We start from the raw sequence: 12,542 nt of genomic DNA, 5'->3' as shown, positions 1-12,542 counted from the left end.
AATCATGTTGCCCGCTATATTTGAATGATGTATATCAACTGAGCACAACCACTTAATGTGGCGTGCGTGGGTCGCTTCCGTTGCAAACAAGCAGAGGGGGGACTCAAGATGAAAATCATTCAATACATTCCAATTGCTGCCGGAATTTTGTTTTCCGGACAATTACTTGCTAGCGAGCCGCAGGCTGGCCCCGATCCATTGCAACCGGTTTTGACTATTCTGCCCGCACCTGCGGTAGCTGAGTCGAATCCGCGTGCACCTATTGTTCAGGTGCAACTTTCGCCGGATCAATTGGATCGCGTCACCGCCGGACTCGGTCGTGACAATGTGGCGACCCAGCCTTGGGCCGCGCTGATCGCTGCGGGATTCAGCCTGCACCACAACAGCAACGCGGATAAGGGCCTGATCGATCACGCCGGCCACCTCGGCACTGCGGTGCCGAGCACCGTGCCCAATTCGATCTGCCTTGCATTCTGCTGATTGCCTGCCGCCAGCCTGCTGCGCGTCGCGGCGGGCTGGCGGCATCCATCGTTGAACCTAAAATCAAAGGAGCTTATCATGAAAATCATTCATACCGCACTGATCGCCTCAGGCTTTCTGCTCTACGGCCAGACACTCGCCGCCGAACAGCAAGAACCGGCACCAGCGCCCGTCGCAGAAGAGGCGGCTGTGGCACCCGATGCGCAACCGCATCCCGTGCAGCTTTCGCTCACCGAACTTGACCGGATCACCGCTGGCGATCTGGGGCTGCCCAACGGCAAGGTGATATTCACAGGGTTCGACAACGCCGCGCCCGGGGATTTCCACCCCAACTTCGACCGCTCGCCAACAGGATCTGATGCCTCGGGCAACGAAGGGCCGTGGAGCGCTGCATTCAACAGCCCGTCTATCGAGTTCTTGTGCTCGATCTGCTGAAGCAGCACGGCCTGCGGGGAAGCCAGTTCGCGCTTCCCCGGGGCCGGTTGCAATCTGGCCCGGCCAGCACGCGCTGCATGGCGGCGTGCGGACTCGCCTGCGCGCTACTTGCAGGCTCGCCAGCAGTAGCGAGTGCGCAAGCGCCGGTTACCTCACTGCTCGAATTGCGGCGCGAGAACGTCGTCCTCCAGCAATGGGACATCAGCTGCGGCGCGGCGGCGCTGGCAACGATTTTGAACCACCAGTTCGACGACCCGGTGAGCGAGCGCGAAATCGCCACCAGCCTCATCAGCCGGGCGGAATATCTCGCCAATCCACAAATCATCAGGGCACGGCTCGGCTTTTCGCTGCTCGACCTGAAGCGTTTCGTCGATGCCCGCGGCTATGAGGGGATCGGCTATGGCCAGCTAGATCTAGATCAGCTCCTACAGATGGCACCGGTGATGGTCCCGGTCGAACTGCAGGGCTATCGCCACTTTGTGATCTTTCGCGGTGTCAGGGGCAACCGCGTGCTGCTGGCAGACCCGGCCTTCGGCAACCGCACCATGCCGATCGCGCGGTTCGAAGATGCGTGGATCGACGACGAGAATCTGGGGCGCATCGGCTTTGTCGTCACCCGGCCGGGCCAAGCGAGCACTGCGCACAGGCTCACGCCGCAAGACAGCGATTTCGTGATGCTGCGCTGATGGTGCAAGCGCTTTGGGGGGGCAAGCGATGAAACGCCAGGATATGATGATGGCTGCGATATGCGCCGCGCTGCTTGCAGCGCTGCCATACCCGGCCACGGCGCAGGAAGCCGATAGGGACGATAGCGCGCAACTGCTACAGCACGAACTTGCGCAGCGCGACGCAATCATCGCTGATCTTCTCGCCCGGGTCGAGCAGCTTGAATTGGCGCTGGCCGGGCAAACCGGTCCGCAATTGCAAGCCGCGCGCGCACCGCAAATGGCGCCTACGAACACAGATCCGGTCATCGCATCGGGCGCGCCCGATCCAGCGCCGGCCTACACCGGTGCCGATGCCGATCGCGCGCTTGAGCGTACATTGGTCCAGGCCGGTGCGCTGTTGCTGCCCGGCGGTGCAATCGAGATCACGCCGCAATTCGGATTTGTGCGCCAGGTGAATTCCGCACCTACCTTTATCTTCGAGGACGATGCGACACTGATCGGCACCGCAGAACAGCGCCGCAACCAATATATCGCCGGACTGTCGCTGCGCATGGGGCTGCCGCTCGATTCTCAGATCGAAATCAGCCTTCCCTATCAGTTCGTCGATCGCTCGCTTGTCACCAAGGTTGGCTTCGGCCCGATCGGCGCTACCAGCCAATCGCGTTCGGCGTTCGGTGACGTGAGCGTGGCACTGGCGCATACGCTGCTGCGCGAGCGGGGATGGTTGCCCGATCTGGTCGGGCGGCTGAGATGGAACACGGGCAGCGGAAAGTTCGAAGACGATGGCGTGGCGCTTGGCGGCGGCTTCGCCTCGCTCGGCGGGTCGCTCACCGCGATCAAGCGACAGGACCCGCTGGTTTTCGTGGGCAGCGTTTCCTATGATTCATTCTTCGCCGAGCAGGCGATCGATCCGGGCGATGTTGTGGGCGTTTCGCTCGGCACGCTGCTTGCAGCCAGCCCGGAAACGTCGCTGCGCTTCACTTTCGATCAGCAATTCCATTCACCATTCCGGTTCGGCGGCATGCCGGTCGACGGGTCAAGCCGGACAGTCGCGTTTCTGACAACCGGGGCCTCCTCACTGCTCCATCGCGGCGTACTGCTCGATATCGCCGCGCGGTTCGGGCTGACAGAGGACAGCCCCGACTATGCCCTGGTGATTTCGCTTCCCGTCAGGTTCTGACGTTACCACGCCCTCGCGCGCGTTGGGGCGCGCGGCTTGCTGATAATGAAGCCGTCTGCCCAATCGCAAACGATGCGGTCGAGGCAGGCGGCGCGACGATGTTCAGCGCGCTCGGTATTGAAATCACGCCTCAGCCCGGTGTGCTGCTGATCTGGAACAACGCCCTGCCCGATGGTTGCCCCAACGATGCCACGTTGCACGCCGGGTTGCCGGTGGAACGGGGCGCGAAATACGTCATCACCAAATGGTATCGCACCTGCGCGGGGAATCACCGTCGGTCGAGCGCCTCTGCGATCAATTGCCGGGTTGGTGCGCTGCCGTAAAGCGCGATGAAGCTGCCCATGCGCGGGCCTTGTTCGCTGCCCAGCAGGGTTTCGTACAGCGCCTTGAACCAATCGCGCAGATTGTCGAACCCGAAGGCTTCCTGCTTGCCGATTTCATAGACGATGGTCTGCAAATCCTCGGCACTGGTGGCCGGATCGGCGTCAGCCAGCGCAGCATCGAGCGCCTGCAACGCCGCGACTTCGCCGCCCACCGGCGCGCGCTTGTGCAATGTTGGCGCGACAAAATCGCGGTTATAGGCGAGCGCCTTGCCCACCAGCACGTCCAGCGCCGGATGCACCGCCGGATCGGCATCCGCAACATAATTGCCAAGGTATGACCACACCGCTTCGCGCGTCGCACCTGCGCCCAGCACACCCACAAGGTTCAGCAGCAGGCTGAACGGCACCGGCAGCGTATCGCCCGCACCCGGTGCCTGTGCGCCTTCGTGCCGTTCATTCGTGCGCAGCAGGTGCCACACCGGGTTGCCCAATTGCTTGTCGATTTCCTGCCCCGGCAAGGCCGCGCGGAACTGCCAGTAATCGTCCACCGCCTTGGGGATCACGCCCGCGTGCAATTGCTTGGCGCTCTTGGGATTGGCGAAGATGTAATAGCCCAGCGATTCCTCGCTGCCGTATTGCAGCCATTCATCGATGGTCAGGCCGTTGCCCTTGGACTTGGAAATCTTCTCACCCTTGGCATCGAGGAACAGCTCGTAGATCAGGCCTTCGGGCTTGTGTCCGCCAAGCACGCGGGCGATTTTACCCGATTGAATGCCGCTGTCGGTCAAATCCTTGCCATACATCTCGTAATCGACGCCCAGCGCGACCCAGCGCATCGCCCAATCGACCTTCCATTGGCACTTGGCCATGCCGCCCAAGGCGGATTGTTCGACGGTGTTGCCGTCTTCATCGGTGAAGCGGATAATCCCGGCGGCGGCGTCCACCACGGCAATCGACACCTGCAACACCGCACCGGTGGTTGGCGAAATCGGCATGACCGGCGAATAGGTCTGACGGCGTTCTTCGCCCAAGGTCGGCAGCATGATGTCCATGATCGCACCGAAATTGGCGAGCACGCCCTTCAGCGCGTCATCGAACCGGCCCGAATTGTAGCAATCAGACGAGCTGACGAACTCGTATTCAAACCCGAACTGGTCGAGAAATTCGCGCAGCATCGCGTTGTTATGCGCGGCGAAACTTTCGTATTCGGTGCCAAACGGGTTGGGAATGCGGCTTAACGGCAGGCCCATGTGCCGCGCCAGCATATCCTTGTTCGGCACATTGTCGGGCACCTTGCGCAAGCCGTCCATATCATCCGAAAACGCCACCAGCCGGGTGGGCTGTCCGGTCAGCGCTTCATAGGCGCGGCGCACCAGCGTGGTGCGCAGTACTTCCTGAAATGTGCCGATATGCGGCAGGCCTGACGGGCCATAGCCGGTTTCAAACAGCACTCCGCCGGGCTTCCCCTGCGGCAACCGCTTGGCAAGCCGCTGCGCCTCCTGAAACGGCCAGGCCTTGGAGGATTGCGCGGCGGTGATGAGAGCTTCGGGCGTGATGGTCATAGTGGGCGGGCTATTAGGCAACCTCGCCTTGGTTGCAAGCGTGCGTTTACATTCGCGCCTGCCTCGCCCATTCAAGGCGGCGTGACGCCCCTCGCTGCCCTGCCCGATCCCATCAGCCTGCCCGCGCTCCATGCCAGCCACGGCGGCCATTGGCTGCGCGCCGCCGGTGGGCCGACCAATGCCGTGTCGAAAGGCGATGCGATCATGGCCGCCGCCGATACCCCCGTGCTGCTGATCAATGCGCCTTTGGTAGCGAGCCGTTTGGGCTATCCCGATCTGTCAGGGCTCGACCTGCTCGAAGCCTTCGCCTTCATCCACCCAGCGCGGTTCTGCGTGCCGACCCCGCGCGGGCTGGCTGAGGCGCTCGGCTTGCCTATGCCTGTGGGTGACGAGGGCGTGCCCGAACTGCTGCAACGCGCGGCAGGCGCGCTGGTTGCCGCGTGCCGCGATCCCGAATGGTGCGAACGCGAAGGCGCGTGGAGCGCGCTGCAATCGCTCGAACGGCTGCGCTGGCCGTGGGCGCAAGTGCTCAAACCCCACATTGCCAAGCCTGAACAGGCCGAACGCTGGCTGTTTGCCCGCCTGCCCGAATGGGAGGATGCCGCCGAACGCCCCGCGCCCCGGCAGGTCGAACTGACGGCGCCCGCCGTGGCCGATCAACTGGCGCGGCTGACCGGCGCAGGGGCCGAACAGCGCGATGGACAGCGCGCCTATGCGCAGGATGCCGCGCGCGTCTTTGCCCCGCGCTTGGCCCCCGGTAGACCCCACCTTGCCCTCGCTCAGGCAGGCACCGGGATCGGCAAAACGCTAGGCTATCTTGCGCCTGCATCGCTGTGGGCGGCGCAAAGCGGCGGCACGGTATGGGTATCGACCTTCACCAAGAACCTGCAACGCCAACTGCGCGCCGAAAGCCGCCGGGCGTGGCCTGCGCGGCGCGCCGATGGATCGCCCCCGGTGGTGGTGCGCAAGGGGCGTGAAAATTACCTCTGCCTGCTGAACCTTGAGGACGCGCTGCAAGGCGGATTTGCAGGCCGCGCGGCGATTTTGGCGCAATTGGTGGCGCGCTGGGGCGCTTATACCCGCGATGGCGACATGGTCGGAGGCGACCTGCCCGGCTGGCTTGGCACGCTGTTTCGCAAGCGCGGCATCGCGGCGCTGACCGACAGCCGGGGCGAATGCATCTACGCCGGGTGTCCGCATTACCGCAAATGCTTCATCGAACGCGCCGCGCGGGATAGCGCGCAGGCCGATCTGGTGATCGCCAATCATGCGCTGGTGATGGTCAATGCCGCGCGGGCCAGAGATCCGGCGCAGCGCCCGACGCGGCTGATCTTCGATGAAGGCCATCACGTGTTCGACGCGGCAGATTCGACCTTTGCGGCGACGCTTTCTGGGCAGGAAGCGATCGAACTGCGGCGCTGGATCATCGGGCCGGAGCGCGAGGCGCGCGGGCGCAGGCGGGGCCTTGCCGCACGGCTCGCCGATCTTGCCAGCTATGACGAGGCCGGGGCCGAAGCCATTGCCGCCGCGTGCAAGGCGGGGCTGACGCTGCCGTCGGAAGGCTGGTTGCAACGGCTCACCGATAACGCACCCTTCGGCCCGGTTGAGGCGCTGCTCGGCGCGGTGCGCGCTGCGACCTATGCCCGCGATGAAAGCGGCGGGATCGACGCAGGCTACGCCATAGAGACCGAAGCGGCGGGCCTGCCCGGAGACGTGATCGAAGCCGCCGGAGCCGCGGGCGAGGCGCTCGCCGCCATTCGCGTGCCGCTGATCCGGCTCGGCGGGCGATTGGAGGCGATCCTTGCCGATCCGCCCGACTGGCTCGACACCCAAGGCCGCGCCCGCATCGAAGGCGCGCGCTTTGCGCTGACATGGCGGATCGATCTGATCACCGCGTGGGAGGCGCTGCTTGACCGGCTCGGCGGCCCGGCTGACCCCGAATACGTCGATTGGCTGGCGGTTGACCGTTCCGACGCGCGCGAATTCGATGTCGCGATCCACCGCCGCTGGCTCGACCCGATGAAGCCGTTTGCCCGCGTCGTGCTCGAACCCGCGCACGGGGTGCTGCTGACCAGCGCCACACTGACCGACCGTGCGAGTGATGATGATCACTGGGCGAGCGCGATTGCGCGATCCGGCGCGGCGCATATCGACAGCGCGCCGCTGCTGTCGGCGGCGGACAGTCCGTTCGATTACGCCGCCCGCGCCGAGGTGCTGATCATCACCGACATCAAGAAGGGCGATTTGCCCGCACTCGCCGGGGCTTACGCGCGGCTGATCGAGGCGTCGGACGGCGGGGTGCTAGGCCTGTTTACTGCGATCCGGCGGCTGCGCGCGGTCTATGGCCGGATTGCCGATCGGCTCGCGCGGGCTGGCCTGCCGGTCTATGCCCAGCACGTCGATCCGATCGACACCGGCACGCTGGTCGACATTTTCCGCGATGATCCGCGTGCCAGCCTGATCGGCACCGATGCGCTGCGCGACGGGGTGGATGTGCCGGGGCATTCCTTGCGCTGCGTGGTGCTGGAACAGGTGCCGTGGCCGCGCCCCGACATTCTCCACAAGGCGCGCCGCGCGGCGGGTGGCGGGAGCAAGTATGACGACCGGATCATCCGTGCCAAGCTGGCCCAGGCCTTCGGGCGGTTGATCCGCAGCAAGGATGACGCGGGGCATTTCGTGGTGCTGTCACCCGCCTTTCCCACGCGGCTGCTATCAGCCTTTCCGCCGGGCACCCCGGTGCTGCGCGTCACGCTGGAACAGGCTTTACAACGCGTCGCCGCTGGTGTTGGAGGCATCGACGCCGTCCCCGTGCGAGGAGCCTTGCTGCCATGAAGATTCTCGGCCTCCTGCGTCACGCCAAGTCCGATTGGGACGACACCAGCCAGCGCGATTTCGACCGCGGCCTGAATGCGCGCGGACGGCAGGGCGCAAAGGTGATCGGCGATCATATCCGCGATCACGGCGTGACATGGGACAGGCTGATCGCCAGCCCGGCGGTGCGAGTTAAACAGACGCTCGACGCGGCGCTGCCAGCCGTCACCCCGGTCTTCGACCAGCGCCTTTACCTCGCCAGTTTTGACTCCATCGCCGAAACGATTGAGGCCCATGCTGGCAGCGGCGCGGATGAGGCGCAGGCGCTGCTGATTTGCGGGCACAATCCGGGATTGCAAGACGTGTTGCTGGAACTGGTCGCGCCGGGCAAGGAAAACGACCTGTTCCGCGAGGCGGTGGTGAAGTTCCCCACCGCGACCTACGCCGTGCTCGAATGCGATATCGACCACTGGGCTGATCTCAAACGCTACTGCGCCAAGCTGGTGCATTTCGCCCGCCCGCGCGATCTTGACCCGGCGCTGGGGCCTGAAGGTTAGGGGCCTGAGAGTTAACTCACCGGCACCAGATTATCGTCCGAATCCCGGTCGATATAGAAGTTGTAGGGATCAACCCCGGCAAACAGCGGCTTCTTGGCAGTCACCACTTCGATCACCTGACGACCCGCACGGATCGGTGAGCGTTTCATCGACAGCACGTTCGCGCGATCGAACGCGCTTGTTTCGGGCCGCGCGGTGAACAGGCCGACTTCGATATCTTCGGCCAGTTTCGCCGGCGTCTCCTTGCCCTTACCGTCAGCGTAAAACTTGCCTGCTTCGATGGTGATGCGGGTGCTCCAGCGGCCATCGACCAACTGCGTGGTCACTGCCTCTTTCGCTTTCAGGTCATAGATCGTGATCCGCTCGAACAGATCAGTGATCAGCGCCTGATCTTCGGGCGTGATCGCTTCTTTGCGCAATTCGGCAATCAGATCGAGGCTGCGCGGGTACGGCGCGCCCTTGAACTTGTAGCGGGTAATCAACCGGGCCAGCGCGCGGTTGACCGCATCTTCGCCGAGCCGATGCTGGAGCAGATACATCACCAATGCCCCCTTGCGGTAATGGATGTGCCCCTGATTCTCGACCCGCAGCAGCGGCTGTTCGTCCAGCACATCGGTTTTGCGCCCGCGGAGATATTGATCGAGTTCATATTTCAGGAACCGCCGGATCTTGTCCGCGCCATACAGTTCTTCCATCACCATCAGCGCGCTGTATTGCGCCAGCGTTTCGGACAGCAGGGTCGATCCCTGCATATCGCCGCCGACCACCTGATGCGCCCAGTATTGGTGGCCCAACTCGTGCGCGGTGACGTAGGAGACATAATCGATGGTTTCCGGGTCGCGCACATCGGCGGCAAAGCCGATGCTTTCCGAATAGGGCATCGTCCCTGCAAACGCCTGCGCAAATCCCGCATATCCCGGGAATTCGATAATTCGCGCATAGCCGAACTGATACGGGCCGAAATTTTCGGTGAAGTATCCAAGCGAGGTCTTCATCGCCGCCAACATCGCAGGCACGTTCCACGCATGGCGCGGATCGTGATAGACCGACAATTGCACGTCCCCGAAAGTGTCCTCAGCCACGGCATAGCGCGCCGATTGCACCGAGAAGAAATTGAGGATCGGGGCCGGGCTTTCAAACACCGCGATACGGCGACCGCCCTTCACTTGATCGGACACCTTGTTGCCCGGCGCAATCGGCACCTGATCGGCGGCAGTGCTGATGGTGATGCGCGAATTGACCCAGTCTGCGCTGATGTAGTTACGGTTCTGCGCCGCAGTATCTTCCAGCTTGGCGGTGCGCAGTTCATCGGGCAGGCCTTGGCGGCGGCGCACGGTGCGATCCTGCAACAGCCCGCGCCTGTCCATGCCGATTATCGGAGCGAAGGCTCCGTTGTTCACAAAGGTGCCGTTATCGACAATATCGGTCGCCGCCGCGCCATTGGCGAAACCGCGCCGCCACAGCCGCGAACTGAAATCAAGCCGCGTGGTCGCCCCCGGAGCCAGCGGCGTATCAAACCGGTAAATGCGGTAGTCAAACTCCGCGTCATGGCTGGTCAGCGTGGCTCCGGCAATCTCCAGCCGGGTGAATTCCAGCGCATCATCGCCCTGCCGCACGTGCAGTTCGGCAATCGGCTGCGCAGTATCGTTGCGCATCAGATAATGGCCAGCCACCTCCATCCGCCGTTCATCGGGATAGACGTCCACGGCAAATTCAACATCGGTGACGACCGGACGCGGCAGGCTTTCGTATTTGAGATATTTGCGTTCATAATCTGCGGCCTGCGCCTCGCGCTCATCAGCGGTCTGATAGGTGTTGAGCACCTTGATATTTTGGTGGATGACAAGCCCTGTGCCGATCATCCCGCCGACGGCTGCCAGCGCCGTGGCACCCGATGCCAGCGTGATGCGCCGCCCCATGCCCTTTAGCCGGGGCCACACCGCCGCCACCGTGCCGCGCGGCCAGGCCCAATGCGCCATCACCAGCAGCAGCAGCCCGAAACACGCCCAATAGGCCCGCGCAATCAGCCCGCCGACCCAGAACCCGCCGGTGCCGTTCATGTCGCTGAGCGGTTCGCCCGGCCCGCCGCCGAACAAATAGAGCATGTTGGTATAGCCAAGGTTCGACAGGAAAATGCGGCTGACGAACCACACCAGAAACAGGCCCCAACCGATATATTTGTTGGGGCTGAGCACCTGAAAAAACACCGCCAGCACCGCCAGCAGCAGCAGGTCAATGCTCTGCGGCAGGACATAGGCGCTGAGATATAAGCCGACATCAATGCTCGGCGCGCCCAGTACGATTTGATACAACACGCCGGCCACCATCCCTGTCAGCGACATCGCCAACAACACCGCGAATATCGCCAGAATCTTGGGCACGAACATCACCCAGCCGGGCACAGGCGCGGCGTCGATGATTTCATTGATCTTCACGTCACGCTCACGCCAGACCAGCTCGCCGCCGTAAAATACCGCGACGATCAGCGTGAACAGGGCCATGCCGCCGATGACCGACGTGATAACGTTGGCGGTCAGCGGATAGGACGGCGTGCCGTAGGTCGTTTGCGAGAACACGAGGCCAAAGGCCGTAAACGCCAGCGCGATCAGCAGCAGCACGATCAGGCCGGGACTTTTGATCACCAGCATGGTTTCAGTCTTCAACCGCGTCCAGAAACTCGCCAGCGCGTGGCCGGTGCCAAAGCTGCGGCGTGCAGGCGCTGTAAGAACCTGTGGCTGCACCGCCTCAGCCTTGGCCGCGCGGCTTGCCTGCTTCGCCAGCCGCCGCTGCCGCCAGCGCGACGGCGCGCGTTCAGTCATGCTGAATCGCCACCAGGCAAGGCCAAGGAACAGCGCCGAACAGCCCAGCACCAGCAACCGGTTGATCAGCAGATTACCTTCGAACGGGATCGCCCGCGTGTTCATCTCTGCCGCCGTCCAGTAGCGCGAAATTTCGCCAATCGCGCCAAGCGCCATCGGTTCAAACCGGGCGAGCGCGTCCTGATATTCAGGCTCATTGCCCAGCACGGCGCTGGTGGTAAGATAACCCATCACCAGAATGAGCACGCCGATATAGCTCGCCAGCATCGACCGCGTGATCGTGGCGAGACTGAACAGCAGCGCCGATGACAGGATCAAGTTGGGGATGGCGATGACAAGGAACGGCCAGGCATAGGTGGCAAATCCGCCCGGCCCCACAGTTTCCGGATCAACCCACGGCATCGCTGATCCCAGCGCAATGCCCAGCGGCACCGCCATGTAGCCGAGGATCGCGATCACCAGCCCACCCACGAACCGCCCGGCCAGAAACTGGCTGCGTCCCACCGGGGTGGCGCGGATCATCGGCCCGAACCCAGTCACATCATCGCGCACCACCGCATTGGCGACGAAAGAGGTGATCACGAACAGGTAAAACAACCCCAGCAACGCAAGCGCAATGGTGATCGCAAACGGCGAGTTTTCATGCACCGCACCCGGCGTGCCGATGCTGACATTATTACTGGCCGCGACCCCGAAACCGATGAGGAAAAAGATCGCTACCGCCACCCAGAACACCGGGTTTTTCAATTGGTAACGGATTTCAAATGTGGCGATGGAGGCGGTCAACATGGCGGGCGCTCCCATCAGGCCGCAGCAGCGGCGGCGACAGGGCGGCGGGTTTGCGCCAGCGTGGCGAAATACACATCCTCCAGCCCGCCCGTGACCGGGGCGAAACCTTCGGGCTGCGTGTCGCTGAGCACGTGAACCACGATTTCTCCGGCAAAGAAGCGGTGCGAGATCACCTCGTGCGCGGCCTGCATATCGGGCAATTGCTGATGCGCGATGGTGCGTTGCCACACCCGCCCGGCGATCGATCCGATCAAATCGCGCGGCGGCCCTTCCAATTGCACGCGCCCCTCTGCCAGCACCGCCATGCGCGGGCACAGATCAGCCACATCATCGACGATATGGGTCGACAGGATCACCACCACATTCTCACCAATCCCGGCGAGCAGGTTGAGGAACCGGTTGCGTTCTTCGGGATCAAGCCCGGCGGTGGGTTCATCGACGATGATCAACGCCGGATCACCGATCAGCGCCTGCGCAATCCCGAACCGCTGGCGCATCCCGCCCGAAAAGCCCGCAATCGCCTTACCGCGCACCGCCCACAGGTTGGTCTGGTTGAGCAGGTTCTCGACCACGCCGCGCCGATCCTTGGCATCACGAATGCCTTTCAGCACCGCCATGTGATCAAGCATCTGGTAGGCCGAAACGCGCGGATAAACGCCGAAATCCTGCGGCAGATAGCCGAGCGTGCGGCGCAGCGCATCGGGCTGCGCCAACACATCAATCTCACCAAACCGGATGCTGCCCGCCGTCGGCGCTTGCAGGCAGGCGATGGTGCGCATCAGCGTCGATTTGCCCGCACCATTGGGGCCGAGCAGACCGAACATGCCCTTGGGGATCGACAGCGTCACATCGTCAAGCGCGCGGGTGCCGTTGGGATAGACGTGGCTGACGCCGCTGAGTTCGAGCATGATAGTCCCC

At 63.3% G+C, this 12,542-nt stretch carries 9 protein-coding genes and 1 pseudogene; 7 read left to right on the top strand and 3 right to left on the bottom strand.

The window, feature by feature from the left end; all coding sequences use genetic code 11:
* Positions 1–108: 108 nt before the first annotated feature.
* The 5 genes and pseudogenes from ACSSV3_RS07840 to ACSSV3_RS07820 all read left to right on the top strand — a co-directional run.
* Positions 109–480, top strand: coding sequence for a hypothetical protein (locus ACSSV3_RS07840; RefSeq protein WP_354323540.1), 372 nt, complete (start codon positions 109–111; stop codon positions 478–480).
* A 78-nt stretch (positions 481–558) separates the two neighbouring features.
* Complete coding sequence (locus ACSSV3_RS07835; protein ID WP_354323538.1) at positions 559–915, top strand: hypothetical protein; 357 nt, start codon at positions 559–561, stop codon at positions 913–915.
* Positions 900–1,601 (top strand): C39 family peptidase, encoded by a 702-nt coding sequence (locus ACSSV3_RS07830; RefSeq protein ID WP_354323536.1) that lies wholly within the window; start codon positions 900–902, stop codon positions 1,599–1,601. The genes ACSSV3_RS07835 and ACSSV3_RS07830 overlap by 16 nt, the downstream gene beginning before the upstream one ends.
* A gap of 28 nt (positions 1,602–1,629) precedes the next feature.
* A complete protein-coding gene (locus ACSSV3_RS07825; protein WP_354323534.1) occupies positions 1,630–2,763 on the top strand; it encodes a hypothetical protein in 1,134 nt (377 codons plus the stop codon).
* Positions 2,764–2,834: 71 nt separating this feature from the next.
* Positions 2,835–3,086 (top strand): annotated as a pseudogene (locus ACSSV3_RS07820) (hypothetical protein); the annotation flags it as partial.
* Here the strand turns inward: ACSSV3_RS07820 and ACSSV3_RS07815 are convergent.
* Complete coding sequence (locus ACSSV3_RS07815) at positions 3,032–4,648, bottom strand: lysine--tRNA ligase (protein ID WP_354323532.1); 1,617 nt, start codon at positions 4,646–4,648, stop codon at positions 3,032–3,034. The pseudogene ACSSV3_RS07820 and the gene ACSSV3_RS07815 sit on opposite strands and share 55 nt — an antisense overlap.
* A 204-nt stretch (positions 4,649–4,852) precedes the next feature.
* Here ACSSV3_RS07815 and ACSSV3_RS07810 point away from each other — a divergent pair, with 204 nt between their 5' ends.
* Positions 4,853–7,480 carry an ATP-dependent DNA helicase gene (locus tag ACSSV3_RS07810; protein WP_354323597.1) on the top strand — a complete coding sequence of 876 codons (2,628 nt, stop codon included), beginning with the start codon at positions 4,853–4,855 and terminating at the stop codon, positions 7,478–7,480.
* Positions 7,477–8,016, top strand: a complete 540-nt coding sequence (locus ACSSV3_RS07805; RefSeq protein ID WP_354323530.1) for a SixA phosphatase family protein — start codon at positions 7,477–7,479, stop codon at positions 8,014–8,016. Before ACSSV3_RS07810 ends, ACSSV3_RS07805 begins: the two co-directional genes overlap by 4 nt.
* Positions 8,017–8,027: 11 nt before the next feature.
* Here ACSSV3_RS07805 and ACSSV3_RS07800 read toward each other — a convergent pair whose 3' ends face one another.
* On the bottom strand, positions 8,028–11,624 hold the full coding sequence (locus ACSSV3_RS07800; RefSeq protein WP_354323528.1) for an ABC transporter permease/M1 family aminopeptidase: 3,597 nt from the start codon (positions 11,622–11,624) through the stop codon (positions 8,028–8,030).
* Between the two features lie 14 nt (positions 11,625–11,638).
* The gene (locus tag ACSSV3_RS07795) at positions 11,639–12,532 is read right to left on the bottom strand and encodes an ABC transporter ATP-binding protein (RefSeq protein WP_354323526.1); all 894 of its coding nucleotides are present in this window, start codon (positions 12,530–12,532) and stop codon (positions 11,639–11,641) included.
* Positions 12,533–12,542: the final 10 nt, after the last annotated feature.

Source organism: Porphyrobacter sp. MBR-49, from assembly GCF_053628655.1.
Note: the sequence above shows the minus strand (reverse complement) of the source record. Positions and strands in the feature narration are given on the sequence as shown.